Origin of the sequence: Streptomyces sp. Ag82_O1-12, from assembly GCF_900182715.1 — a bacterium.
GTDB classification, from domain to species: domain Bacteria; phylum Actinomycetota; class Actinomycetes; order Streptomycetales; family Streptomycetaceae; genus Streptomyces; species Streptomyces massasporeus.
In genome coordinates, this window is the sequence record NZ_FXUW01000001.1 from 1 (window position 1) to 25,201 (window position 25,201).

Consider the following 25,201-nt stretch of genomic DNA (forward strand, 5'->3'; position numbering starts at 1 on the left):
GACAAACGCTGCCAGTGAACATGCACAAAGCCAGCGCCTTGATCGAAGGGCTCATCCGAGCCTTCGCCCTTGCCAACAGCCGCTCGGATCTCATGCGTCGTGACCCAGAGGGTCAGGAGCCCGGTTCCGTCTGATCAGAGTCTTGCAGCGCCTCGCCGTGGGCCATGCCGTCAGTCCTGCTGGGGTAGGTGGGAGGGGTCACTCGATTGCGCCGAGTTCGGTGCCGCATCCGCCCCCTGACGCGCAGTATGGGGTACGACGACGTGGTCACTCGCGGGGCGTTCAAGCATGGGAGTGGCGCTCGCGTCGTACGCCAGGGTGGAGATCACGTCGGCGTAGCCCCGGTCGATCGCCTGCCGTTTCGCGGAGGCGGCCGGCCAGCTGGAGAGCGAACTGGACTCGATCCCCGCCGGGCGCTGGGCGTCGACCCCATCCGGTCGGCCTCCAGGTAGAGAGCGGTCAACGGCGTGCGCAGCCGGTGCGAGAGGGCGGCGACCAGCTCGCGTTCCATGGCGAGCAGGTCGAGGACGCTTCGCGGGGACCGGTCCGCCCCATGGTTGCTAGGTTCGGCTCCATGCTGTGGCAGTGGTTGACGACGCCTGTTGCAGGAGGCCTGAGCACTGTGCGGTTCCTGCTCGGCGGATGGCCGGGTTCCCGGCTCTCGTAGGAGCAGCCGATGATTGAGGTGTGGCATGAACTGCTCGACACGTTCGTGTGGCCAGCCTGGTGGTGGTCCTGATCCCAGCGCCCGTCGGATTGATGACGGCCTTCGTTGCTGGTTTTGGCACGTGCAGCCAGGAAATGGACAGCATGGATATGAGCCCCCAAAGCGCTCCGCCCACCTGGCGTCTGAGCTGGTTAGTCCCTTGAAGCGAGCAGGCGACAGAGAAGGGACTGAGTCATGACAGGGGGTGCCGTCACGTGGATCGTTTTAGGTCTCATTGTCGGGATGTTGCTTCTATGGGAACTTTGGGCGTGGTTGTGTCGGGTATGTGACCCGGATGAGTCCACGGAGAGACCTCGAAGGGAAACCGTGACAGCGCCGCATCCTGCATATACGCTCTCCTGCGCTTACTGCGGCTACGCGTGGCCACTCACGGATCCAGCATCCGAAACGCTGAAATGCCCTAACCCTGCGTGCGGTCGAACGCATCAGGGAATCCGGCACCCCGACCCGTGGGGCCGGCCATACCGGTAGGACACACCATCCAGGCCCCGGCGCGTACACCGATCGAGAACAGGCACCGAGAGGGCGTTTACACCACTTTTAGTGCGTTTTTAGCTGGTGTGCGGTCTGGCAATTATGAGGCCAGCGAGCCTGTAGGTGCTGGCGGGTCCTGAGGCGTGATGGCCCCGTGGCCTTGCCCTCACTCCTCCTGTTCCGTCCCGGGATGCGCCGTCATACGCCGTTCGCCTCGCGCGCCTGGTGCCCACTCCTGGGCCAGGCCGACAGCTGGCCGGTACTCCAGAATCATGGCTGAGCGTCGTCGCTATCCGAGTGATCTGTCCGATGCCGCCGGGAGTTGGTCGAGTCAGTCCTGACCGCATGGCGGGCCGAACGCCGCGGCCGCGGGCTGGACATCGGCCGACCGCCCAACCATGACCTGTGCAGCCTCCTGGACGCAGTCGTCTACGTGAACCGCACCGGGATCCCCTGGCGCTACCTCCCCCACGACTACCCGCACTGGAATACGGTCTACGCCCACTTCGCCCGCTGGCAGGAAAAAGTCGTATTCGACCAGCTCAACAGCCTGCTGAGACGTCAAGTGCGCCATAGGAAGGCCGAGAGGAGGAACCGGGTGCGTGCGGCATCGACTCCCAGAGCATCAAGACCTCCACCAATGTCCCCGCCGCCGGCCAGGGCATCGACGTCGGCAAGATGATCGTGGGCCGCAAGCGGAGCATCGTGATCGACACGGTCGGCCTGCTCCTCGAGGTCCTGGTCACCGCAGCCGGCGTGCAGGACTCGATCGCCGGCCAGGCCCTCATCGAGAAGGTCGCCGCCAAGCACCCTGCCGTCCGCAAGACCTGGGTCGACGGCGGCTACCGCCAACACCTCGTTGAGCGCGCCGCGCCCCTCGGCATCGACATGCACGTCGTCCGACGCGACCCCGCCACCAGGGAATTTGCCGCCCTGCCTCTCCGTTGGACCATCGAGCGCACGCCCGGTTGGGCGCGGCACCTAGAACCCGACGAATTAGGACACCAAGGGACTAAACATTGAAAGGAAACGCCCTCTTATCCCCTGCTGGCGAGTAGCCCGTGGTGCGGCGGTTGAGGGTGTTGGCGGGGCCGTGGAGAGGGTCTGCGAGGGCTGTGGTGAATGGCCGCGGCCGGACGTCCGGCCGCGCGCGGTGTTCTGTTTGGCAGCGTGTCGTTCCAGGCAATGGCGGCTGCGGCGTCGTCTGGCGGCGGTCCGCGGTATCGAACTCGGAGATTCCTCTAGCTGCTTCCAATGATAGGCATTAATGACTAACGTCACGTCATGTCGATTTGGGTCAACTAGGCCCTGCCTTGCAGGAGTTCACATGTTACGCAAGATCGCCTTACTGGTCCTAACAAAGCCTTTGGACGTGTCGGTGGGTGATCAGGCAGACGGCAAGCCCGAGGAAGGCCTCGTGGATGTCGTCGCGTCGTTCCCAGCGGATGCGCAGGCGGCGGAAGCCGTGCAGCCAGGAGATCGTCCGCTCGACGACCCACCGGAAGGTCCCCAGGCCGGTGCCGTGAGGCTGGCCCCGTTCGGCGATCACCGGCCGGATGCCCCGCTCGCGAAGGAGCCGGCGGTACTTGTCGTGGTCGTAGCCGCGGTCGGCGAAGAGCATGTCCGGGCGGCGTCGGGGCCGGCCGACGACTCCCGCGACCGCTGGGATCTTGTCGAGCAGAGGCAGGAGCTGGGTGACGTCGTTGCGGTTGCCGCCGGTCAGCGACACCGCGAGCGGGATGCCCTGGCCGTCGGTGAGGATGTGGTGCTTGCTGCCCGGCCGTGCACGGTCGACCGGGCTGGGTCCGCTTTTGGGCCCCGCCGAGCCGCTCTGACATGCGAGGAGTCGATCACCGCCCGCGACCAGTCCAGCTGGTTCTTCGACCGCAGCTTGTTCAGCAGCAGCTGGTGCAGCTGGTCCCAGACACCGCCTCGTTCCAGGCCGCCAGGCGCCGCCAGCAGGTCATGCCCGAGCCGAAGCCCAGCTCCTGGGGCAAGTACTCCCACTGAATGCCGGTGTGCAGGACGAACAGGATGCCGCACAGTGCCTGCCGGTCAGGCACCCGCGGCCGTCCCTCGACCTGCTTCGGCGGTGGCTCGGGCAGCAACGGCTCGATCAACGACCACAGTTCGTCCGACACGATCCACGGCCGCGACTGACGCTTCCCCATGCCCGCATCAACGAGCGATCAGGCCGACAGTCACATGATCACGCCCTTTTGTTAGAGCCAGTTAGGCCGTTTCTGATGGCTCTTGGTGGGCTGGGTGGATCTCGTGGCCAGCCGGGCAGGACGCCTTTATGGTGCGGCGACACGAGCTCGCGGATGCGCAGTGGCGGAAGGTCGAGCCTCTCCTGCCTGGCAACGGCAGGCCGGGTGGGCAGTGGGCGGATCACCGCAGGGTGATCAACGGGGTGCTGTTCCGGGCCCGGACCGGGGTGCCATGGCCTGACCTGCCGGAACGGTACGGCCCCTGGCAGACCGTCTACGAGCGGCATCGCCGCTGGTCGGCCGACGGCACCTGGACGGCCATCCTCCGGGAGTTACAGATCGAGGCGGATGCCGGCGACCCGGACGGAACGCTCGCCCACCAGGCGGAGCGTCAGAAGGGGGCCGTGAACATCGACTCCACGTCCTGCCGTGCACATAAGCACGCGGCCGGGGCGCCCCGAAAGCCTCCCCCCGACCACCCGCAAAAGGGGCGGAACACGTGAGGAAGCAGTGGGGCGCGAGGCGTTGGGGCTCACGGGGCGGGCTGACCAGCAAGGTCCATCTGCTCTCCGACGACCGGGCCCGCCCGCTGCACTGGCTGACCTCGCCCGGTCAGCGGGGTGACAGCCCGATGTTCGCCCCGGTGCTGGACGGCTTACGCATCCGGCGCCGCGGTACGGGCCGCCCGCGCAGCCGGCCGGACCCGGTGCGCGGCGACAAGGCGTACTCCAGCCGGGACAACCGCGCCTACCCGCGGCGACGCGGGATCAAGGCCACCATCGCGCAGCCAGACGACCAGCGGGCCCACCGCAAGCGCCGGGGACAGGCTGGTGGCCGGCCCCCGGCCTTCGACAAGGCCCAGTACCGCCGTCGCAGCGCGGTCGAGCGGTGCGTGAACAAGTGGAAGCAGTTCCGCGCCGTGGCCACCCGTTACGACAAGCGCGACTACATCTTCAACGGCACCCTGAACGTCACCGTGATCGTCATCTGGCTCCGCGACACCGTCCAAGAGCCATCAGAAACGGCCTAGCCCCAGACCTCCTTGGCGAGGCGGGCCTGGGACATGGTGCCGTTGTCGAGCTCGAAGAGGCGCACCTCGCTGGTCTTCGTCGGCAGGGCCAGGACGGCGTCGGTGTTGAAGCTCAGGCCGGTCTCCTTGATGGCGTGGTTGACCTCCACCTGCCAGTCGGTCAGATGGTCCCGGCGCCGAAGGCGAGAATCACGTCCGTCACCGCGACGCCGTGCGGACCGACCCCGGCGCGAACGGCCTTCGCTCCGGTGCCGGCCTTCGGACGGCGAGGCAGCTCGTTGCCGTCGGCCAGAGCCTTCTGCCCCGCCGGGGTCAGGTTCCAGATCGGGTGCCGACCGGCCTTGCCGTTCGCGAGCTCGGCCGCGAAGGTGCTTTACGGCTCGGGTAGCGGATTGCCCGGGCCCTCCACGGGCGGCGATGGCCAACCGGGGCTTCCTGGGCGGCCGCGAGTTCGACTCGAGTGGGTTGGTCCATGTTCAGGGCATGCCGGGTGCGGCTCGGTGCGTGGTGGTCATTGGGTCGACTCACAAACCATGGAGGCATCATGGCGGCACCGGCGGGGCCCGCAGCGGCCAAGACATCGTTGTCCAGGCTGCCCTCCCTCACCGGGATGCGATTCATCGCCGCCTTCATGGTGCTGATCTGCCACATAGGAATCGTCCTGGTACCCAGCGTGCAGAAGCCCTGGCTCAACTGGACCGAGCCGTACGTGTATGCGTTGGGGCCCACCGGTGTGGTCTTCTTCTTCGTCCTCAGCGGGTTCGTGCTGACCTGGTCGGCGCGGCGAGGTGACACCAGCCGGCTCTTCTGGCGCCGACGCCTTGTGAAGGTCTATCCGAACCACCTGCTCACGCTGGCCGTCGCGGTGGTCCTGATGCTCGTCACGAACCACGCGGTGACTGCGGCCAACACTGTGCCCACCCTCTTCCTCGTGCAAAGCTGGATTCCCGACCAGGAAGTTGTGCTGAACTACACGTCCAACGCCCCCACCTGGTCGCTCGCTTGCGAGCTGTTGTTCTATCTGGCCTTCCCCGTGCTGCTCCCCCTGCTGCGCAAGATCCGTGTCGAGCGGTTGTGGCTGTGGCTCGGCGCCGTCGCACTACTGATCTGCACGTTGCCGTTCGTCGCGCTGTTGCTGCCGGATGAGCCGGTGATGACGAACACCGACGTGCCGTGGTGGCCGCTGTGGTTCACCTACTACTTTCCCGTCAGCAGGATGCTGGAATTCATGCTGGGAATGCTGACGGCGCAGATCGTGCTCAGCGGGCGCTGGATCGGGTTGCCGCTCGTCCCGGCGATGCTGCTGGCGGGAGCGAGTTTCGTCGTCACCGCCGGGTTTCTGCCGGAGATGTACAGTCAGGCATCCGCGATCGCGTTCTTCCTCGCTCTCCTCATCGCCGCGGGCGCCACGGCCGATGTGCGCGGCCGGCCTTCCTTCTTCCGCAGGCGCGCCATGATTTTCCTCGGAGAAATCTCCTTCGCTCTGTACATGGTGCACTGGCTGGTCATCTTGTACGGCCCGATGCAGATGGCCAAAGCCGGCGGCTGGTCGGGTCACTCGACGCTCTCCCAAGCTCTGCTCGAGGCAAGCCTGACCGTGGTGATCACCCTGCTCCTGGCGTGGTTGCTCTACCGGCTGGTCGAACGTCCCGCTGTGCGCCGCTGGAGTCGGCCGGCCATGCGCGGCAGGTCTTCTGTGGCAGCCGACGTGGGGGCAGGCCCCGCAGCGGAGGTGCACGGCGATCGCTGAGAGTCGCGATCCGGTTCGCCGGAAGCCCCAGTTGGTGTGAAGGGTGCTCTGACTGCCGCAGTCGCTGAGAGGTACATCCTCTGCCGGTCACGCCGGCGACGGCGCCGGCAGCACCGAGCTCGCATCAACCCATTACCGCCGCCGTGGCCACCGAGGACCGCTACTTAGCTGCACCATCGTCACTGCGCTGAAGGAGAGGCGGGGACGGAGATGACGGCCGCGTTCCCGGAGATCCGGGCGGCGGCCCTTGCTCAGTTGCCGGCGGACACCGCGCTGGACGGCGAGCTGGTGGTATGGGAGCGGAACCGGCTGGCGTTCGAGCGGCTCGCCCGCCGGGGGTGACGCCATGGTGGAGGCCATGGCGGGCACGGCCCGGCACGCGGTCGTCACGATCACCCGGCTCCGCAATACGTGAACCGAGTTCCCCGTCAGTCATCCTCGAGTCGGCATCCGCCTCCTCACTCCAGGGGACTTCGCCACCATCGCCGTCGACCGCCTGCCCGAAGGCTGACGGCGGATCGGGGGTCACCACTGGGTGGTGGCCGGCACCTACGTGGGTGTCGGCCATCATCGCGTTAGGCGACCAAGGAGAGCCAGTTCGTCGCCGGGGGCCAGCGGTGCGGCAGCATGCTCTGCGGGATGCCGATCAGGTCCGCGCACCGCTCCTCGACGGCGTTCAGGGCCTCGGTGGGCGTCAGGTCGTCCAGGTGCAAGGCCCGCACGCAGGCGAAGACGGCCCTCTTGGCCGGATCGCGATCGTGCCAGTCGAGACGCCCGGTCAGACCGTTGAGTGCTGCCCGATCCAGCCAGTGGCGGCCACCACCTCGCGCGCGATGTCTGCGACAGTCCGCCCGTCGGTCGTGACCCTCACCGCGTCCGCAGGAGTCCGCTGGTCCAGCAACCGCGCCTTACGGGTGCTGCTCTCCCCCTCCGTCTCCAGCTCCGAGCCGAGTTCCCGGCGTTCCAGCCGTGCACGCGTAGTGGCGTCGGTGGCCGTGAGCAGCACCCTCACGATCCGCGCCCGGCCGCCCATGGCCCGCTCGAACATGCCGGTCGCCTCGGGCACCACGCTCAGCGTGTTCGTGTAGATCAGACGCCGGTAGCCTCGCCGGGCGTAGTTCGGCCACACGGCAGTCAGGTTGCTCTCAGTGATCTCCGCACGGTGCGGATCTCCCTCCGGCGGTGCCACGCCTTCCGCGGGCCGGCAACACAGTCCGGATTCGGCAACCGCGGCAAGAACGTCTGGTGCGAACTGCTCGGTAGGGTCGGGGTGTGAGTCGAGACGCGCGTTGGCTGTGGTGCGGGTCGGCCGGGCTCGTGCTCGGGGTGCTCGGTACATCGGTGGTTGCCGTCGGCACGAGCAGCGGCGCGGGCCGGCGGTCGGCCGCGGCTGCGGTGCTGGTGGTCGCGCAGTGCGTTGCTCTGCGGTGGCTGCTGCGCGGGCCCCTCGCCGTCCTGGGCGTCGGCGTGGTGACGGGTGTCGCCGTGTGGGCGCTGTTTCCCGCCGTGACGTTGACGGGGGCGCTGCTCGCGGCGCAGGTCGCGTTGTGCGTGCTGTCGGCCACGCGGTCAAGGCGGGTGTCGGTGGCGGCGCTGGCGGGGATGTGCGCCCTGGCCCCGCTGGGGTTCTACGAAGGTGGGCCTGCGGTCGTCGCGGTCTGTCTGCTGGCGGTGCTGCTGGCGTGGACCGTGGGCCAGTGGCGCAGGGCACAGCGCGCGCGGACGGCGGCGGAGACGCGCCGTGCGGTGGCGGAAGAACGGGCCCGTATCGCGCGGGAGGTGCACGACGTGGTGGCTCACACCTTGTCGGTGATGGTCATTCAGGCGGGCGCCGCGGACGACGTGTTCGACGATCGTCCCGAGCAGGCCCGGCAGGCGTTGCGGGCGATCGACACTGCGGGGCGGTCGGCGCTGGACGAACTACGGTTGCTGCTACGGGCGTTCGGACCGGAGGAGGAGAATCCGGCGGAGGAGGATCCGGAGGAGGGGAATCCGGCGGAGGAGGATCCGGTCGCCGGGGAGCGGGCCCCGCGGCCCGGGCTGGCGCGGCTGGATGACCTTGCCGACGCCGTACGTGCGGCGGGCATGACGGTGCGTCTCGACCGCGAGGGCGTTCCGGCCGGTGGTCTGCCGGCGGCCGTGGACCTGGCGGCGTACCGCATCGCCCAGGAGGCCGTGACCAACGCGCTGCGGCACGCCGTCGGCGCCGACGAGGTGCGTGTGTCGGTGACGGCCGACGGGGAACGGATCCGGATCACCGTGGCCGACAACGGGCGTACACCGCCCGCCCGGTCCGCCAAGGCGGGCGCGGGGCGGGGGCTGATGGGGATGAGGGAACGGGCCCGCATGCTGGGCGGGAGCCTGCGGGCGGGTCCGGCCGCCGGGGGCGGGTTCGCGGTGGAGGCGGACCTGCCGATGGAGTACGCGTCGTGACCCTTCGTGTGGTGGTGGCCGACGACCAGGCCCTGGTGCGTACCGGCTTCCGGATGATCATCGACGCGCGGGACGACCTGGAGGTGGCCGGCGAGGGGGCCGACGGCCGGGAGGCCGTGCGGCTGACGCGTGAGCTGCGGCCGGACGTGGTGCTGATGGACGTACGGATGCCCGTGCTGGACGGCATCGAGGCGACCCGGGAGATCGTGGCCTGCGGCAGCCCGGCCCGCGTGCTCGTGCTGACCACCTGGGATCTGGACGCGCACGTGGTCGCGGCGCTGCGCGCCGGGGCCAGCGGGTTCCTGTTGAAGGACATCCGGCCCGCCGAACTCGTGGACGCGATCCGTCTCACGGCCCGCGGAGACTCCCTGCTGGCGCCCTCGGTGACACGCCGTGTCCTGGACCGTTTCCTGCGCACCGCACCCGACCTGCAACCGCCGCCGAGCCTGGAGCGCCTGTCCGGCCGCGAGCGGGAGGTGCTCACCCTGATCGGGCAGGCCCTGTCGAACGCGGAGATCGCCCAGCGGCTGGGCCTGTCGGAGTCCACCGTCAAGAACCACGTCACCGGTGTACTGCGCAAGCTCGGCCTGCGAGACCGGGTACAGGCCGTGGTGGCCGCCTACGATCACGGACTCGTCCGGCCGAGAAACCCTTGAGAGCGGCTTGAGGGACCGCGGGGACCGCTCCTCCTTGAGGAGGAGAAACCGTGCCGCTCCTCCTCTGTTCCCAGAGCGGATCCGTTCGCGCGGCCGATCAACGGCGCGCTGCCGGGCCGTAGCGTCATCGGTATGACCGAATCGCTCCACCACCGCATGTACTTGCTCGCCTACGACGAGGAGGCCCGGGGGCCCTACGACCGCTCCCGGACCGGGCTGCTGGTCCGAGCCGCCGCCCTGGTCGAACTCGCCCTGCGCGGACGGCTGGTGGAGACCGGCGGCGGCAGCGTGGCGGTGGCCGCAACGGGATCGACGGGGGATCCCGTTCTGGACGAGATGCTGCGGGAGGCTCCCGGGCACGGCTGGAAACAGCTGGTCCGACGGCACAGTGGGGGGACCCTGACGGCCGTGGAGGACCGGCTGGCCGCGCTGGGACTCCTCACCGTCGGGTCGTCCCGGCTCCGCCTGGGCGGCCGGCGCGTGACCGTGTCGGACCCGGCCACGCTCCGAGCGGTGCGCGAGCGGGTGTCGGCCGTCCTGCACGGCGACGCGCCCGTCCACGAGATCCCCGTCGCCGACGCCGCCCTGGCGGCACTGGCGGCGGCCGGCAAGGACCGGTCGGTCGTCTCGCGGCAGGACGCCCGAGAGCTGCGGGACCGCATCAACGCCTGCACCAGCCGCCTCGGCACCCTCGCCCCTGGCCTGGAGAAGGCCGTACGCGGACTGTCCATGACCATGATCGCCGCCCAGGGCGGGATGGGCGGCAGCTGACCGAGAACACGGGAAGCCGGGAGCCGGGAACCCGGGAGCCGGGGTCCGGGGGCTGGAGTCCGAGGGCCGGGGACCGGGGACCGAGAAGCGGGGACCGGAGTCCGAGAAGCGGGGGCTCCATGAAACGGGGGAAGGTAATGAAACGGGGGAAACACATGAACACGCGCCGTGTCCTGACCACCCTGGCCTGCGCGCTGACCGCCGTGCTCGCCACGGCCGCCAGGCCCGCACTGCCGACGCAGCAGGCCGATCGCGCCGGGCCCGCCCTCGGGACGGTGGTCCGCATCCACGACGGCGTGGTGCAGGGCGCCGCCCACGACGGCTACCGCACCTTCGAGGGCCTGCCCTACGCGGCGCCTCCGGACGGCCGCCTGCGCTGGGCGCCGCCCCATCCGGTGAGGCCCTGGACGGGGACCCGGGACGCGACCCGGCCCGCGAGCGCATGCCCGCAGGCGGCGGGCGAGGTGCCCGGCGGCAGCACCGACGAGAACTGCCTGTACCTGAACGTCACCACGCCGGCCGCCACCTCCCGGCACCCGCGGCCGGTGATCGTCTGGCTGCACGGCGGCGGCTTCACGACCGGCGCGGGCAGCTCCTACGACGTCCATCGCATGGCCACCCGCGGCGACGTCGTGGTCGTCACGGTCAACTACCGTCTCGGCGCCCTGGGTTTCCTCGCCCACGCCGGGCTGCCCGGCTCCGGCACCTTCGGCCTGGCCGACCAGCAGGCGGCACTTCGGTGGGTCAGGGCAGGCATCGGCGCCTTCGGCGGCGACCCGCGCGACGTGACGCTGGCCGGCGAGTCGGCCGGCGGCTACAGCGTCTGCGCCCAGCTCGCCTCGCCCGCCGCCGTGGGGCTCTTCCAGCGGGCGATCATCCAGAGCGGGCCGTGCACCGGCCGCCCGGACCGGCCGTTCGCCCCGTCCGCCGCCTCTCCGTCCACGGCACGGGAGACCGGCGCCCGGTTCGCGGCCAAGGTCGGCTGCTCCTCCGCCCGGCACGTCCTGGCCTGTCTGCGCGGGAAGAGCGTCTCCCGTCTGCTGGCCGCCCAGGACACCGACCAACAGCCCTCCTACGGAACCCCGTTGCTGCCCCAGGATCCCGCGTCCGCCGTCGCCGCCGTCCGCTTCCCGTACGTGCCCGTGCTCATCGGCAGCAACCACGACGAGGGCAACGGCTGGGCCGCCGGCATCATCCAGGCCGGCAATCCCGTCACCCCCGAGACCTGGCCCGACGTCGCGGCCACCTTCTTCCCCGGCTCGGACCGGGCCAGGGCGATCGTCCACGAGTACCCGGTGTCGCCGTCGAACGGCGGCCCGGTGTTCGGCGCAGTCATCGGTGACGCCGACTTCGCCTGCCCCACCCTGCGCACCGGCGACCTGCTCGGCACCCAAGTCCCCCTCTGGCGCTATGAGTTCGCCGACGAGCACGCCCCGCCGCTCACCTCGGGCACGCCACCGTTCCCCCTCGGCGCACCCCACGCCAGTGAGCTCCCCTACCTGTACGACCTCGGCGGCCGCCCACGCGCCATGACCCCGGCCCAGCACCGGCTGGCCGACACCATGATCGACTACTGGACCCGCTTCGCCCGCACCGGCGACCCCAACGCCCCCGGTTCGCCGCACTGGCCGAGTGACGCCGTCCAGTCCCTGGCCCCGGACCGCACGGGTCCCACCCGGACCGCCACCCGCCACCACTGCGCCTTCTGGAACGCCCTGCCCTGAGCGCCACCCGCGGCCCAGCGCGCCGAGCCCAGTGCCCAGTGCCCAGTGCCCAGTGCCCCAACAGGCAACGTTCACCGCCCCGGCAAGCATTGCCTGCCGCGGCGGCGCTAGCCGGGCGTCACCAACCGCACCTCGAACGCCAACACCGCCGCCTGTGCGCGGTCCCTGAAGCTCAGTTTCACCAGGATCCGGCTGACGTGGGTCTTGATCGTCGACCCGGCGACCACGAGGCGCCCGGCGGTCTCCGCGTTCGACAGGCCCTGCGCGCTCAGGACCAGGACCCCCGTCTCGCGCTCGGTCAGATCGCCCTACGCCGCCTGGACGGACTGCATGAGGCGGGGGGGGACGTGGACAGCTTCGAAAACTCCATGATCAGCCGCTTCGACACGGTCGGTGCGAGGAATGCCTCGCCGGAGGCCACCACCCTTCACCCGTCCGCGAGTTGGCGCGCCGAGGCATCCTCGAGGAGGAAACCGAAGGCTCCCGCGCGCAGCACCTGGTCCACGCACCCCCACCGGATCACCGCGAAGACGGTAGACGCCCTGTTCGTCACCGCTCCACACCCAGCGACGGGGAAACTCGCCCTGGCACCACGCCTCCGTGTCGATGCGCGGCCGAACCACCCTTCCGGGCGGGCACCGGCCGCCAGCCACGAGGAGTTCGCCGCGCTCCTTCGCGCCACGAGGACCGCCCGCGACCGCTGCATGGTCGCCTTACTCGGTGCAAGCGCACCGCGCGTCGGCCAGGTCGTCGGCCTGCTCCGCAAGGACACTCACCTCGTCCCGGCCGGCAGTACCGTCCCGGGCTGTCCTACAGCCTGGACCCCCACCCGCACCCGCACCCGCACCCGCACCCGCACCCGCACCTGGCCTGGCCTGGCCTGGCCTGGAGAAGCGTGATGGCCATCCGCGCGGGGCAGCGAAACACGAACCGCGGCACCCTCGTCGCTCCCGTGCCCGGACCCGTGGTGACGCTCTACGCCAACTGGATGCGCGAACGCCTCACCACCCCCGGGGCGGGCAACGCCGATTGGGCCTACGTGTCGTTCCCGGGTCCCACAGGAGAACCGGGCGGGCAGGTTCTCGGCACGCGGCGGGTTCAGGACCCCGTATCGGATCTCGCCCAAGACGCCGGCATTCGGCACATCCATCCGCACATGCTGCGGCACACCTTCGGCGAGACCGCAGCCGAGCTCGACGTCGCGTGCGACGTCCTCCAACGCCTGCTCGGCCACCGTGACCTGGCCGGCCAGAACGTGTACCGCAACCCTTCCGACGCCCAGATCGCCCACACCGCCCACACCGCCCACACCATGAACGACAAGATCTTCGGACCGGCATGACGACTTCTACGCCTCTGCCCGCCCCCCGCCCCCGCAGGCGGGCGGGAACCGGACTGGGACTACCTGACCCGGCACATCCTTAACCACTCCCCACTCCCCACCCCCCGCTCCAGTTGTGCTTCCCCCTGGGCGCCGACCGGCACCGCTTGGCTTTGCAAGTCAGTCTTGAAGCCACTGGTGGGTGGGTGCTCACTCCACTGGGGACCTTACGGCGGGAGTATCGGAGTGCATCAGCTAACCCCGGGTGGCTCAAGTGCCCCTTTCGAAGGTCGAGTTGTACGCGGCGATCCGCCATGACGCTCGGGTCGAAGGGCTGTCCGGCAGGGCTTTGTCGGCCAAGTACGGGGTGGGCCGCAGGACGGGTATTGATGAATTGTGGGATACGGAGCTTGATCGTCGTGGGGCGGAGCTGCTGTTCCAGGCATTGACGGAGCGTGAGGAAAAGAATTCTGTGGCGATAGCTTCCAATGAATCCTTCGGAGGGTGGACCAAGACGTTCACTGATCCAAGGCTCTTCGCGGCGATCGTGGACCGGTTGACGTTCGGCGGCAACATCATCGAGACCGGCACCGACTCCTACCGTCTGGCAGCCACCTGCGCCCGCGCCGAACAGAAGGCCGCCGCGGTCGCCGCCGGCTGAAGAAAACGGCGCCGTCCTACGGGGCCGGGCACGTCGGTGCCCTTCTCCAGTCCTCTACTTGCCGGGCAGTGCCGAGCGGTCAGGCGTCGAATCGCTTCTCCTCGTGGCGGTGGCGCTCACGGACCCGACCGGGTGGGGAGACCTGTTCACGCGCGATGTCGCCCGGTAGATGCCGGATAGGTCGGGGCCCCTCGCGACGGGTTGATCAGTCCTGCGCCACGTTCGCCGCGGTCACATTCTCGATGACGCGGCCGAGTTTGGTCATTGCCCGGGTCAGATCCTGGATGCGTGCGGCGATGCGGTCGCGTTCGACTATGAGCTGGTCGAGCATGGCGGGGGTCGCAACGCCGGTGCTCACGCACGGCAGGAGTTCGACGACGGTACGGCTGGAGAGGCCGGCCGCGAAGAGGTCCTGGATGAGCTGGACCCGCTCCAGGGCTTCGTCAGGATAGTCACGCTGCCCACCGGGCGTCCGCGCCGATTCCAGGAGCCGCTGTTCCTCGTAGTAACGCAGGGCCCGCACGCTGACCCCTGACCGCTTGGCGAGCTGTCCGATGCGCATGACGCAGGTTGCTTCCTTCCTCCTCGTACCTCACTTTGACGTCAGGTTCAGGCTACTGAACTTGATCGGGTGATGTCGGGGCGTTCTCCTGACGCCTCTGCGGTGGTCAGATAAGCGTGGGGTTGTGAGATATGCGCAGGGCGGCGGGCTGACCGACGCTGGGAGGGCAGCGCGGGAGCGGGTCCGGCTGGGGGCTGTGGAGCGATTCGAGCGTGGGGAGAAGAACCGGGAGGTCGCCGCCGCGCTGCGGGTGAGCGAGCGGTCCGTGGAGCGGTGGCGCCGGTCCTGGCGCGAACGCGGCGCGGCCGGTGTTGCGTCCAAGGGATCACCCGGACGACCTCAGCTCAGTGATGTGCAAGTGGCCCGGCTGGAACGCGAGTTGGAGCGTGGGCCGTTGACACACGGCTGGGCGGATCAGCGGTGGACGCTGGCCAGGGTGAAGACGCTGATCGGTCGCATATTCCGCGTTTCATACACGCTCCAAGGCACGTGGAGGCTGCTGAAGCGGCACGGCTGGTCGTGGCAGCAGCCCGCCCGCCGGGCCATCGAGCGCGACGACACGGCGGTCGAGTTGTGGAAGAAGGACGTCTGGCCGCGGGTAAAAGCACCGCGGCGGCGCTCGGTGCCTGGATCGTCTTTCGGGACGAGGCCGGGCAGTCGCTGACGCCGCCGCGCTCCAGGTCCTGGGGACGACGGGGCTGCACACCCCGTGGTGCGGGTACGCGGAAGAGGATCGGGCCGGGTGTCGATGGCGGGGATGGTCTGCTACCAGCCGGGCCGGCGCTCGCGTATGTTCTATGCAGTGCGCGAATACCGCGGCCGCCTGGGGCAGCCGAAGGGCTTCGGCTGGCGGGACCTGCGCGACCTGGTCGTGCGGGCCCGCATCCAGCTCGGCGGGCCCATCGTGCTTGTCTGGGACAACGTACGCCTTCATCTCACAGCCGGGATGCGGGAGTTCATCGCTGCGAACGTGGCCTGGCTCACCGTCTTCCAGCTGCCCGCCTACGCACCCGACCTGAACCCGCAGGAGGGCATTTGGTCGCTGGTCAAACGCGACCTCGGCAACCTCGCCGCAGCCGACCTGGCCCAGATCACCCGGGCTGTGAAGCGCAGACTCAAGCAGATCCAGTACCGGCCCGACCTGGTCGACGGCTGTCTGGCCGGCACAGGTCTGACCATGGGCGGCTGACCGGGCTCCGTGAGGTGAAGGGGTATTCGATGGAAGACCAAACCTCCCGGCTGCCAGGCTTTGACCATGAGCCTCCAGCCCAACGACGTATCCAACCCCTCCTGGCTGGGCAAGCCGATCGACGCCCGCCCGCTGTTCGGGCCAGAGCTCGCGTCGCTCCTCGACGTGCTACGCGGCCTGCGGCGCAATGAGTGGAGCAGGGCTGCGGTCCCGGGCTGGACCGTCCACGATCTTGCCGCCCACATCCTCGGCGACTACCACGGCCGTCTCGGCTGGAGCACAGAGAGTCACCAGCGCACCAAGGCGGCTGGAGAGACACTGGAAGCGTTCATCCACCGGGTCAACCAGGAATGGATCGACCTCCACGCCGATCACAGCCCCGCAGAGCTCATCGAGGCCCTGGAACTGGCCGGGACCCAGGTCGCCCGTCAATTGGAGGGCACCGACCTCGGCACCACGGGCCTGGGAGTGTCCTGGGCAGGGGCCAACCCGGCGCCCAAGTGGCTGGACATCGCCCGGGAGTTCACCGAGTACTGGACCCACCGCCAGCAGATCCGACATGCCACCGGCCAGGACACCGATCCGGAGCCCAACGCTCTGGCCATGGTCCTGGACACCTTCATGCGGGCCTTGCCCCACACACTGCGTCACACGCCCACACCCGCCGGGACACAACTCCAGGTGGTCATCGATGAGCCAGCCGTCGACACCTGGACCGTGACCGCCACCGCGGACCGCTGGTCACTGGCCGAAGCGCCCAGAGGCCAGCCGGCCGCATCAGTGCGGCTGGACTCAGAGACCGCCTGGCGACTCTGCACCCGCGGCATTGATCCCGATACTGCCCTTGCCCGGGCCCGCATCAGCGGAGAGAGCCAGATCGCCGAAGCCGCCTGCCAGATCGTGTCCATCGTCTACTGATGGACGCTGAGCGTCGAGGTCCACCTCCCAGGTGTGTCGCCAGCCGACACAGATGACAGGCCGACATCACGCATTCAAGTTCAGTAGCAATACCGGCTCCAGGGCAGCCCTGGGGGCCGATCGAACCGTTGCCGGCGCCGAGATTGATCATGACCCGGTGGCGGACCCGAGGGCGTTCACGCGTTCACGTACGCACGGCAGCCCCCGCGTCGTGCCGGGGTCGCCGAGCACGCCCGAGGGCACATGGGTGTCGACCGTGACGGGCGGCGTGATCCCTCGTAGTGGCGCAGGCCCCCACGCTCACTCCCGCCCGCTCGGCAGCCTTACCCATTTGCGCCTGCCCTCCTCCGGCCGGCCGGCAGTTGCGGCTTGCACCTCACGTCAATGTCAGGTTCTAGAGTGACGAGCGCCGGATGAACACGTCGTGCCGGCCCGTCAAAGTGAGGCAGACCATTATGCGCGCAGCCCGGTTCCACGAATACGGCGGAGCGGAGAGCCTGGTGATCGAGCAGGCCCCCGACCCCCACCCCGGACCCGGTGAGATTCGTGTCCGTGTCGCGGCGGCCAGCGTCAATCCCATCGACTGGAAGCTGCGCTCCGGCGCCCTGCACCAGATCTTCCCCCTGGATCTGCCCGACATTCCCGGGCGCGACGGCGCCGGTGTGGTCGACGAGATCGGCGACGGGGTGCAGGGGGTGAGCATCGGCGACCGGGTCTTCGGGCTGGGCGGCGTCACCGGCGCGACCGCGGAGCTGTTCATCCTTTCGGCCTGGGCGCACACCCCCGCCACGTGGAACGACGTGCGGGCCGCGGGCGCCGGTCTCGCGTCCGTGACCGCGATGCGTGGGCTCGGCGCGCTCGGCCCCCTCGCGGGGCGTACCCTCCTCGTCGAGGGCGCCGCCGGAGGCGTGGGCAGCGCGGCGGTCGAGATCGCCGTGGCACAAGGTGTCGGCACCGTGATCGGGACAGCCAGCGAACGCAACCACGAGTTCCTCACCTCTCTCGGCGCCGTTCCCACCACCTACGGCCCCGGCCTCGCACAGCGCCTCACCACCCTCGCTCCGCACGGCGTCGACATCGTGCTCGACACCGCGGCCTCCGGCTCCCTGGAAGACCTCGTCGCGATCGCGGGCGACCCGAAGCGCGTCGCGACGGTCGCCGACCACGCGGGCGGGCAGCGCCTGGGCACGCATGTGGCCCACGCGGTGAACGACTCCGCTCTCCTGTCCGCGGCGGCGGAACTGGGCGGGCAGGGCCGCTACACACCCCGTATCGAACAGGCCTACCCCCTGGAGCGGATCGCCGTCGCCCACGCGCACGCCGAGCGCGGACGCACCCGAGGAAAGATCGTGATCTGCATCTGAACAGGCCGATCTGCGAGCCTTTTCCAACCTCACATTGAGGGTGCGTGGCTCGTCCCACTACGACGTGGCGTCGGTCCAGCACTGGTGATCAGCTGCTGTCGGCGATCTCTCGGAACAGCTCGCGAGCCTGATCGCAGAACTGTTCGACATCCGCGACGTCCGGCTCGTGACCGTCCGCCAGCATCCGGGCCTGGAGCTGCTCGGAGCGCAGCCCGCCGTAGCGGGCCCGCACCTCCGCGGTCACCGGCTGGACCGCGATGTGCAGGTGCTTGCGCGCGTCGCGGCCATGCGACCACATGCAGACGTAGGTCTGCTCAGGTCGGCACAACGTCTCTACGACACGAGCGGTATCGCGCAGCAACGGGCCGAGTTCCGCCGCTGCCGTGTCGTCGAGCTCCGCGACAGCCACGACATGCTCCCGCGGGCCGACGATCAAGGTGCCGAGATTCATCGGACCGACAACGTGGTTCACCACCCAGGCAGTGGTTTCGTGCAGGACGCCTCCGGGCAACTCCCGGCGCCCGGCCAGAAGGTCGCAGCCAAGACACCCCGTCACATCCACGCGCACCAGCCTATACAGAGCTCACAGGATGAAATCGACTGCCAACCTGGTTGATGAGTCTGTCGGTTGGCCTGCGCACGTGATGAAGCTCCTGGTAGACGGTTCACGACCAAGATCACCCGTGCCGCCAGGAGCTTCACGTGCTTGTCCACCCGTCTGCCCTCGACCTGTCCACCCCGCACCTGCGGTTCCTGACCGCCCAGCTGGCCGCGCATCGGTCGGAACGCGGGACTCGGTGGCGCCGGCTTTGCGCCGACCGCCAGGCGCTGCTGGTGCTGGCGCACCTGCGTGTGGGGCACACCTACGCGCAGCTCGCGGGGCGCCGAACTCCTCTTACGAGTACTGACCGAGCGCGAGGAGAAGAGCAGCGTCGCCATCGCATCCAACGAGTCCTTCGGCGGCTGGACCAAAACCTTCACCGATCCCCGCCTCCGCGCGGCCATCGTCGACCGTCTCACCTTCAACGGCACGATCATCGAGACCGGCACCGACTCCTACCGCCTCGCCAGCACCCGGGCTCGAGCTGAGGAGCCGGCGAAGGCTGGCTGAGCTCAGGGCGACCAGACATACGGAGTTGTCGTGGTGACCGCTGTCCCGGCAACGCAGCCGGGCATCGGCACGATCAGGGTGGGCGGCGGCGCGTTCGACGACGAGATCGGCGTGTGCCAGAGGCCCGGGAGGGCTTGGCACTCGCACGTATCAGCTCCAGCCGCACGAGCGCGGGGTCGAGCGACCAGCCATGGTGGTCATCGCCTGGTGGGCCCCGGCGAGGTCAGCGGCGGCGCTCTCCCTGATCAGGGGAGCCATTGAGGGACGGAACTCCTCTGTGGTGATCTGGTCGAAGACCACGTCCCGTCCGAGCCGGACGCCGAACGCCTCGGTCAGCTCCGGCCCCGTGATCGCCGGGTACTGGCCGACGGAGACCGAGCCGGTGACGTCGGTGCGGTCGAACAGGGCGACGACTGCGTAGGCGGTGTCCAGGTGGGAAGCCCCGGAGACGGGGAAGTCGGCCCGGATCGGGTAGGGGCCGCACTCCGTGCTCGCGGACCGAGCCGATGACGTGCGGCATGAGCAGGTTCTTGAGGCAGACCGGTAGCCCGCCCCTGGCACATCACTAACCGACCCGCTGCATCGCCTTCCGGTGCCGTTCCGCCATCGCCGCCCCGGATTCGCGACGGGCCATCCTGCGCAGGACGGATGGCGCGAGGAGCAGCCCGGCGACTGCCCAAGCAGCCAGCACGCCCGCTGTTTCCAGGTGCCGCCAGGAATCGCCGATCTCGGCGCCGACCGCACCGGCCGGCAGCAGCGCCGAGCGGAGACCGAGGCCGAGCCAGTACACGGGGAAGATCTGACCGACGGTCTGCAGCCACTCGGGCAGCTCCGACAAGGGGAAGTAGATCCCGGAGATCACGACGAGTCCCATCACCGGGAGCATGAGCAAGCCGACGGTGCGCGGACTGCTCACCAGCGAACCGATGACGGCGCCGACCGGCAGGGTCGCCAGGAGCCCCAGCGGAACCACCCACACCAGCGTCAGCAACGCTCCGCCACCCTGCCGAGCCACCCCGTCAACCAGGAACACGCCGACGGCGAACGGGAGGGCCATGGAGACGAGAGCCGTACCCGACACCATGATGATCTTGCCGACCAGGTGGCCGACCATGCCGTGCGGCACGGCCTTGGCCCGCAGCAGGGTGCCGTCCTCACGCTCGGTCGCGAGCAGTTGCGCCGCGGTCATCATGCCGGTGAACGCGAGCGTCATGCCCAGCATGCTCGGCAGCATGAACGCGCCGGTCGATATGCCTGCGCCCTTCAGCGGATCGTCCTTGAGCAGGAACAGCGGCACGAGGAGCAGCACCGTCCAGAGTGCGTAACCGAAAACGTCCTGGCCGGTGGTGAAGGTCTGCCGGAGTTCCGTCCAGCCACGCCGCACCCCTGCTCCCGCCGCATACCACACCGGACTCATCGTGGTCCCTCCCCGATAGCGTGCATCGCCGGCCCATCGAGGACGCTCCCCGTCTCGAGCTCCCGCACCATCGTCAAGTAGGTGTCCTCCAGACTCGCCCGGCGCACCTCCAGTCCGCCGATCGCCTCGCCGTGCTCCTCGAACAGCCGACGGACGAACCGGGTGGGATCGGCCGTCGACTCCTCGAAAGGCTCCCCGTCCCGCGTCCAGCGCACTGTCGCCTCGGCTGATGCCTGCCGCGACAGCTCTTCGGCCGAGCCATCGGCCACGATCCGGCCATCGGCCAGAATCAGGATCCGGTCGGCGAGCCTCTCCGCCTCGGCAAGGTCGTGCGTAGTCAGCAGAACAGTGGTGTTCTCGTCCGCCAGCCCGCGGACCAGGCCGTGGAACTCCTTCCTCGCCTCCGGGTCCAGGCCCGCCGTGGGCTCGTCCAGGAACAACACCTCAGGCCTGCCTACGATGCCGACGGCCACGTCGAAACGTCTGCGCTGCCCGCCGGACAGAGTTCCGACCCGCTTGTCCGCCTGCTCGGTCAGCCCAACGGCGGCGAGGAGCTCGTCAACGTCCCACGGCCGGCCTACGAGGGCCGTGGAATACGGCGTGTAGTACGAGCCGAGATGGGCCAGCAGTTCACGCACCCGCCACTTGCCGTGGTCACGCCAGGACTGCAACACGATGCCCAGCCGCGCACGCCACCGCTCGTCCCCGCCGGCCGGATCAGAGCCGAGGACGGTCACGTCACCGGCCGAGCGCACCCGGAAGCCTTCCAGTACCTCGATCGTGGTCGTCTTGCCCGCGCCGTTCGGTCCGAGCAACACGACGACTTCGCCTCGCCGGGCCGTGAAGCCGACACCCTTCAACACGTCCTGGCTGCGGTAGCGCATCCGCAGATCCCGCACGTCGATGACCCTGTCGCTCTCCGGCGGTGGGCTGCCCCCGACCCCGGATAAGGCGTGAGCGATCGTCATGGGTGTTCCCCCGTCCGTCTCGTGGTCCGTCCTGTGGGATCCGAGGCCGAAGGCCGTGCCGACGTCCGTGGTCATAGGACGTGTCTACGGCAGTTGCTGCCGTTGCCACAGCAGCCGCTTGGGCCCTCCCGGACGAACACATTACCGAACGGCTCTGGTACCTCGTCCCGTTGCACCGACCCGGCGAACGTTCCCGATCAGAGCACCTCGCTCGTCATGGTCGTCGTGGCAGAACGGCGCTGGTGCGCGCCGTTCTCCCGTAAGTCGGTGCAGAAACGCCGTCGTCGTTTCCTCACCCCGCAACAGGCGGTGGCACGCGCGTCGGCCCGGTTCGACGGCCGCGTCGACTTTGCCGCACCTGGTGCCATCTCCTCGGTCGGTCGGGCTCCGACTGCCTGGGCCGTTCGACAAGACGACCGCGTTCGAAGCGTGCTCTCCTGGTCGAGCGGTCCGCGGTGGCCGCATGAAGGACATGTTCGATGCGTACGAAGCCCCGCGACGGCCGGACCAGGCCTACGCATGGTTCCGCAAGATGATCTTTCCCGTGTTCTTGCCGTGCAGCAAGCTCAGGAATGCGTCCACCATGTGCTCGAACCCGTCCAGCACTGTCTCGTCCAGCGCCAGCCGGCCGCTCTGCAGATGGGGGACAGCGAACTCGTACAGCTCGTCCTGCAGGTCACGGTAGTTACAGACCATAAAGCCCTCGATGCGGAGGCTCTTCTCCACGATGTCCGAGTAGTCGAAGTGCGGCGGAGGGGCGTCCGGGGTGTTGTAGCGGCTGATGATGCCGATCCGGACGATACGTCCGAATTCCCACAACGCGCCCACTGCGGCGGCTAGTTGTTCTCCGCCGACGTTGTCGACGAAGACGTCTATGCCCTCCGGTGCGGCCTTGGCGAGCAGTTCAGCGGCGCCGTCGTGGCAGTCGAACGCCGCGTCGTAGCCCACCTCCCAGGTCAGGTGATCGACCTTGGCAGCCGAGCCCGCGCTGCCAACGAGTCGACCGGCGCCCAGCAGCCGGGCGAGCCGACCGGTGGCCATGCCGACGCCGCCGGCTGCGACGGAGACGAAGAGGTCATCGCCCTCGCGGAGGCGGGCGATGCGGGTGAGGCCCACGTAGGCGGTCAGTCCGGTTCCGCCGAGGACGCTCAGGTAGGCCGTCAGGGGGGACCCCGTCGAAGCGAGGGAGTTTGCGGATCTCCTCGGGTCGGACGACCGAGTGCGTGCGCCAGCCCCGCCGGTGGAACACGACCTCCCCTCGGGCAGCCCCGGCGTCCGCGAGGCGACCACGCGCCCTAGGGTCCGGCCCTCGAGTGGTGTGGAGTGCGAAGCCTCCGGGCACGTCGTCCATCATCTCGCGGTGGTACGGGTCGACGGACCAGTAGAGGTTCTCCACGAGCGCGGTGCCGACCCCACGATCGGGGACCGCGGACTCGACGAAGGCGAAGTTCTCGGTGGTGGGGAAGCCGTTGGGGCGGGCGGTCTGCTGGACGGTGATCGCGTTCTCGGTCACGACGGGACCGTAGGACGGGACTGGAACCCGCGGGCAGGCGGTTCGGGGCAGCTCGCCTTCTCTGCGGGGCCCCGCCGATCGAAGGCCTGGTGGAGGTGAGATCATGCAACGCAGCAGGTCACAACCGTACGACGGGGAGTACACGCATGCCCAGGGCGAGGACCATAGTGGCGCTGATCGCGGCGGCCGCGCTGATGACCGCATGTGGCAGCGGCAACGACAAGACGCAGCGCGCCGAAAAGGGCACGCCCACGTCGTCGCCAACGCCGGCCGCCGGTGGCCAGGACAAGACGTACGAGGTCTCCCTCGAAGTCGGCGGCAAAGGCAAGTCCAGCGTCTCCTACAACCTCGACACGAACGGCTCCGAGCAGGTCACGCTGCCGTGGAAGAAGTCGGACAGACTCACATTGAACAGCACCGAACGCAAGGTCGGGATCACCGTGTCCGTCGTGCCGGGGCCGGTGATGCTGTCCAACGGCCAGTTCGGCGCTGCTCCTTGCACGATCACCGTCGACGGGAAGAAGGTAGTCGAGGATGCCGGTGGCGCCGACGGCAAGCACATGTGCGAGTACACCCTGAGGTGAACAGCACACCGGTCGGCGACGTCAAATCGCCGCAAGGACCGAGCATGTGCAGCGAAGGCTGGTCGGCGGGCGACGGCGGACATCCCAGCGGCCCGCTGACGTAGGACTTCGAGCGCCGGGATCAGGCTGCGGTCCCCGGCGGAGGTGGTTGTCGCCGGGGACCAGGGGGTAGCGGGGGCTCCCTGGATTCCCGTGGGCTCAGGGGAAGCTGAACGTTCGTCAGCTCGGTGGCTCCTTGGGAACCGCCCTCACCATGCGAGTTGAAGCAGCAAGGACTCGCCACGGCCTCGGCGGCGTCGGACGTGGCCACGCCAGCCCGCCAGGACCGCGATCAGTGTCCAGCCCGCCGCACCGGCGATCAGGCCACCCATCCGCCCCGCAGCATCCACGTCATCCGCCTGCTCCATCGGCACATCGCCCTTAGGATCACGAATGACGTCGAGCCGGTCCCCTACCTCGGGAACCCACACGTCACCGTCGTAGCCGAGCTTCTCCTGCAGCTCGTCTCCGTTCGTGGTGCGAAGTGTGAAGCGGTGATTATTACTCGACGTTCCCGCCGCACTGTCGGCCACGATGACGACGTTCTCCCGTACACCGCGCAACTCCAGCGCCGCCTCAGGCGCGTACTGCACAGCCCCGACGAGGACGAAGAGCGCCGGCACCGAAGACAGGACCGTCAACCACAAGGCCCGATGGAGCAAGATCAGCGCCACGGCGAATGCCAGGCACAACACCACCCCGACTGTGATAGGGATCCATTCCGACCCCAACGTCAGGTACGCGACGCCGCCGGTGCCCGCGGCGGCCGCCCACCCGAGGACCACCACCGCGAGGGTACGCCGCACCGACTTCCACGGTGCCACAGCCTCGACGGACGGCTCCTGCTCCCTGCACGCCGGTGTCATCATGCTGCCGTGTATGCCACCTGGCATTCCCGCTCCTGTCCCGCTTGTTGCTGCCTGTTTCCTTCAGCAAGCACGCTACAGCGACCCGGGCCGGAACCGGACTGGGGTGCCGTGGCGGGATCTGCCTGCGCGGTAGAGGCTTGATGACTGGTGGGCTGCGGAGCATCGGGTCAGCTTGGGCCGGGGTCCGCCATGCAAATGCTGCGCGGACGGACGCCGAGATCGAGTCCCAGTCCTCGTCCTTGAACATCGCCGGTCGGAACCCGAGTGCCTCTCGGATCTGCTTGCGGTGCCGTTTCGCGCCCGCCAGGTCGTACTTCTCGAGCTCGGCCGCAGGGACCTTCACCAACCCGGTAACGTACTCCACAGCAGGCTTCGGGAACTCCTCGATGAACTCCGGGAACCGGGCCTCGATCTCGAAGAACTTGAGAATGCCAAGAAAGCGCGCCCTTCCTCCGTAACGACCGCAGGGCCGTCCTTTCCTGCTGTGGCATCCGCACGACGGCAGACTGAGGGTTCACAGCCACGACTTGCCGGGCCGTCCGCGGGGCGCTGCGCCACAGGGCGATCATGCGATGGAGCACCTGCATGAAGGGCTCCCCCAGGTCGGATCGCGCTTCTTCCAGGGCCCAGGCTGCGGCGACCGTCAGCGCGATCCGGGTGTCTTCCGCCAGGATGCGGGGGACCGCCGAGGTGAAGCCGTAGGAGGTCCGGGCGATCCGGAGGAGCCGATACGCGGAAGCGATTCCAGCACTCCCTGAGGATCCTCCATCCCGTAGGACTTGGCCCTGTGCTCCACCCAGTCACATGGGCCACTGGCCGTCCGGATCCTTCGCCTGCTGGGTGCCGATCATGGCGGGTAGCGCAGATTGCTGCCGATCGAGTTGTACTTCGATCAGGTGGTGCATGCTGC

At 69.0% G+C, this 25,201-nt stretch carries 21 protein-coding genes and 10 pseudogenes; 17 read left to right on the top strand and 14 right to left on the bottom strand.

Annotated features, from left to right (window positions below):
* Window positions 1-406: 406 nt before the first annotated feature.
* A pseudogene (locus QOL88_RS00005) lies at window positions 407-559 on the bottom strand (histidine kinase dimerization/phospho-acceptor domain-containing protein); the annotation flags it as partial.
* A gap of 914 nt (window positions 560-1,473) precedes the next feature.
* Here QOL88_RS00005 and QOL88_RS00010 point away from each other — a divergent pair.
* A pseudogene (locus QOL88_RS00010) lies at window positions 1,474-2,173 on the top strand (IS5 family transposase); the annotation flags it as partial.
* A gap of 382 nt (window positions 2,174-2,555) precedes the next feature.
* On the opposite strand, the pseudogene QOL88_RS00015 reads toward QOL88_RS00010, so the two are convergent.
* Window positions 2,556-3,372: pseudogene (locus tag QOL88_RS00015) on the bottom strand (IS5 family transposase).
* Window positions 3,373-3,500: 128 nt separating this feature from the next.
* Between QOL88_RS00015 and QOL88_RS00020 the strand changes: the two are divergent.
* Window positions 3,501-4,441 (top strand): IS5 family transposase gene (locus tag QOL88_RS00020; RefSeq protein ID WP_502961611.1). Its coding sequence is split into 2 segments (ribosomal slippage): window positions 3,501-3,899 and window positions 3,902-4,441, totalling 939 coding nucleotides; the frame shifts between segments, so codons are not numbered across the junction.
* Here QOL88_RS00020 and QOL88_RS38725 read toward each other — a convergent pair.
* Window positions 4,438-4,590 carry a hypothetical protein gene (locus QOL88_RS38725; protein WP_502961612.1) on the bottom strand — a complete coding sequence of 51 codons (153 nt, stop codon included), beginning with the start codon at window positions 4,588-4,590 and terminating at the stop codon, window positions 4,438-4,440. The genes QOL88_RS00020 and QOL88_RS38725 overlap by 4 nt on opposite strands.
* Before the next feature lie 11 nt (window positions 4,591-4,601).
* Entirely contained in the window at window positions 4,602-4,766 is a 165-nt protein-coding gene (locus QOL88_RS38730; protein WP_502961623.1) for a replication-relaxation family protein, read from the bottom strand.
* Window positions 4,767-4,985: 219 nt separating this feature from the next.
* On the opposite strand from QOL88_RS38730, the gene QOL88_RS00035 reads away from it, so the two are divergent.
* Both QOL88_RS00035 and QOL88_RS00040 read left to right on the top strand, forming a co-directional pair.
* Entirely contained in the window at window positions 4,986-6,191 is a 1,206-nt protein-coding gene (locus QOL88_RS00035) for an acyltransferase family protein (protein ID WP_283445861.1), read from the top strand.
* 210 nt (window positions 6,192-6,401) lie between these two features.
* Window positions 6,402-6,533, top strand: coding sequence for a DNA ligase-like domain-containing protein (locus tag QOL88_RS00040; RefSeq protein ID WP_283445862.1), 132 nt, complete (start codon window positions 6,402-6,404; stop codon window positions 6,531-6,533).
* Between the two features lie 233 nt (window positions 6,534-6,766).
* On the opposite strand, the gene QOL88_RS00045 is transcribed toward QOL88_RS00040, so the two are convergent.
* Window positions 6,767-6,913: a hypothetical protein gene (locus QOL88_RS00045; RefSeq protein WP_283445863.1), complete on the bottom strand. Its 147-nt coding sequence runs from the start codon at window positions 6,911-6,913 to the stop codon at window positions 6,767-6,769.
* A gap of 56 nt (window positions 6,914-6,969) precedes the next feature.
* Window positions 6,970-7,371, bottom strand: a pseudogene (locus QOL88_RS00050) (hypothetical protein); the annotation flags it as partial.
* 92 nt (window positions 7,372-7,463) lie between these two features.
* Between QOL88_RS00050 and QOL88_RS00055 the strand changes: the two are divergent.
* From QOL88_RS00055 to QOL88_RS00070, 4 genes are all read left to right on the top strand, one after another.
* Window positions 7,464-8,624, top strand: coding sequence for a sensor histidine kinase (locus QOL88_RS00055; RefSeq protein ID WP_283445864.1), 1,161 nt, complete (start codon window positions 7,464-7,466; stop codon window positions 8,622-8,624).
* Window positions 8,621-9,280, top strand: coding sequence for a response regulator (locus tag QOL88_RS00060; protein WP_283445865.1), 660 nt, complete (start codon window positions 8,621-8,623; stop codon window positions 9,278-9,280). Before QOL88_RS00055 ends, QOL88_RS00060 begins: the two co-directional genes overlap by 4 nt.
* A gap of 132 nt (window positions 9,281-9,412) precedes the next feature.
* On the top strand, window positions 9,413-10,051 hold the full coding sequence (locus tag QOL88_RS00065; RefSeq protein WP_097222772.1) for a GOLPH3/VPS74 family protein: 639 nt from the start codon (window positions 9,413-9,415) through the stop codon (window positions 10,049-10,051).
* Window positions 10,052-10,206: 155 nt separating this feature from the next.
* A complete protein-coding gene (locus QOL88_RS00070; RefSeq protein ID WP_097214489.1) occupies window positions 10,207-11,775 on the top strand; it encodes a carboxylesterase/lipase family protein in 1,569 nt (522 codons plus the stop codon).
* Between the two features lie 107 nt (window positions 11,776-11,882).
* Here the strand turns inward: QOL88_RS00070 and QOL88_RS00075 are convergent.
* Window positions 11,883-12,280: pseudogene (locus QOL88_RS00075) on the bottom strand (LuxR C-terminal-related transcriptional regulator); the annotation flags it as partial.
* Between the two features lie 393 nt (window positions 12,281-12,673).
* Here QOL88_RS00075 and QOL88_RS00080 point away from each other — a divergent pair.
* Together QOL88_RS00080 and QOL88_RS00085 are read left to right on the top strand one after the other, a co-directional pair.
* Window positions 12,674-13,117 carry a tyrosine-type recombinase/integrase gene (locus QOL88_RS00080; RefSeq protein ID WP_097214490.1) on the top strand — a complete coding sequence of 148 codons (444 nt, stop codon included), beginning with the start codon at window positions 12,674-12,676 and terminating at the stop codon, window positions 13,115-13,117.
* A 361-nt stretch (window positions 13,118-13,478) separates the two neighbouring features.
* Window positions 13,479-13,757 (top strand): annotated as a pseudogene (locus QOL88_RS00085) (ATP-binding protein); the annotation flags it as partial.
* Between the two features lie 205 nt (window positions 13,758-13,962).
* On the opposite strand, the gene QOL88_RS00090 reads toward QOL88_RS00085, so the two are convergent.
* Window positions 13,963-14,319, bottom strand: a complete 357-nt coding sequence (locus QOL88_RS00090) for a MerR family transcriptional regulator (RefSeq protein WP_097214491.1) — start codon at window positions 14,317-14,319, stop codon at window positions 13,963-13,965.
* Between the two features lie 124 nt (window positions 14,320-14,443).
* Here QOL88_RS00090 and QOL88_RS00095 point away from each other — a divergent pair, with 124 nt between their 5' ends.
* From QOL88_RS00095 to QOL88_RS00110, 4 genes and pseudogenes are all read left to right on the top strand, one after another.
* Window positions 14,444-14,983 carry a winged helix-turn-helix domain-containing protein gene (locus QOL88_RS00095; RefSeq protein ID WP_097214492.1) on the top strand — a complete coding sequence of 180 codons (540 nt, stop codon included), beginning with the start codon at window positions 14,444-14,446 and terminating at the stop codon, window positions 14,981-14,983.
* A 24-nt stretch (window positions 14,984-15,007) separates the two neighbouring features.
* A pseudogene (locus tag QOL88_RS00100) lies at window positions 15,008-15,508 on the top strand (transposase); the annotation flags it as partial.
* 66 nt (window positions 15,509-15,574) lie between these two features.
* Window positions 15,575-16,426: a maleylpyruvate isomerase family mycothiol-dependent enzyme gene (locus QOL88_RS00105; protein WP_097214493.1), complete on the top strand. Its 852-nt coding sequence runs from the start codon at window positions 15,575-15,577 to the stop codon at window positions 16,424-16,426.
* A 455-nt stretch (window positions 16,427-16,881) separates the two neighbouring features.
* Window positions 16,882-17,790: an NADP-dependent oxidoreductase gene (locus tag QOL88_RS00110; protein WP_097214494.1), complete on the top strand. Its 909-nt coding sequence runs from the start codon at window positions 16,882-16,884 to the stop codon at window positions 17,788-17,790.
* Between the two features lie 88 nt (window positions 17,791-17,878).
* Here the strand turns inward: QOL88_RS00110 and QOL88_RS00115 are convergent, their stop codons facing one another.
* On the bottom strand, window positions 17,879-18,352 hold the full coding sequence (locus QOL88_RS00115) for an HIT family protein (protein WP_257027306.1): 474 nt from the start codon (window positions 18,350-18,352) through the stop codon (window positions 17,879-17,881).
* Window positions 18,353-18,492: 140 nt separating this feature from the next.
* Here QOL88_RS00115 and QOL88_RS00120 point away from each other — a divergent pair.
* Window positions 18,493-18,669, top strand: a pseudogene (locus tag QOL88_RS00120) (IS5/IS1182 family transposase); the annotation flags it as partial.
* Window positions 18,668-18,901, top strand: a pseudogene (locus QOL88_RS00125) (ATP-binding protein); the annotation flags it as partial. The pseudogenes QOL88_RS00120 and QOL88_RS00125, both read left to right, overlap by 2 nt.
* A gap of 150 nt (window positions 18,902-19,051) precedes the next feature.
* Here the strand turns inward: QOL88_RS00125 and QOL88_RS00130 are convergent.
* From QOL88_RS00130 to QOL88_RS00145, 4 genes and pseudogenes are all read right to left on the bottom strand, one after another.
* Entirely contained in the window at window positions 19,052-19,462 is a 411-nt protein-coding gene (locus QOL88_RS00130; RefSeq protein ID WP_097214495.1) for a hypothetical protein, read from the bottom strand.
* Between the two features lie 4 nt (window positions 19,463-19,466).
* Entirely contained in the window at window positions 19,467-20,318 is an 852-nt protein-coding gene (locus QOL88_RS00135) for an ABC transporter permease (RefSeq protein WP_179878717.1), read from the bottom strand.
* A complete protein-coding gene (locus QOL88_RS00140; RefSeq protein WP_097222774.1) occupies window positions 20,315-21,286 on the bottom strand; it encodes an ABC transporter ATP-binding protein in 972 nt (323 codons plus the stop codon). Before QOL88_RS00140 ends, QOL88_RS00135 begins: the two co-directional genes overlap by 4 nt.
* Window positions 21,287-21,799: 513 nt before the next feature.
* Window positions 21,800-22,799: pseudogene (locus QOL88_RS00145) on the bottom strand (zinc-binding dehydrogenase).
* A 167-nt stretch (window positions 22,800-22,966) separates the two neighbouring features.
* Between QOL88_RS00145 and QOL88_RS00150 the strand changes: the two are divergent.
* Window positions 22,967-23,383, top strand: coding sequence for a hypothetical protein (locus tag QOL88_RS00150; protein WP_097214497.1), 417 nt, complete (start codon window positions 22,967-22,969; stop codon window positions 23,381-23,383).
* 248 nt (window positions 23,384-23,631) lie between these two features.
* Here the strand turns inward: QOL88_RS00150 and QOL88_RS00155 are convergent, their stop codons facing one another.
* On the bottom strand, window positions 23,632-24,291 hold the full coding sequence (locus QOL88_RS00155) for a hypothetical protein (RefSeq protein WP_257027311.1): 660 nt from the start codon (window positions 24,289-24,291) through the stop codon (window positions 23,632-23,634).
* Window positions 24,292-25,201 lie beyond the last annotated feature (910 nt).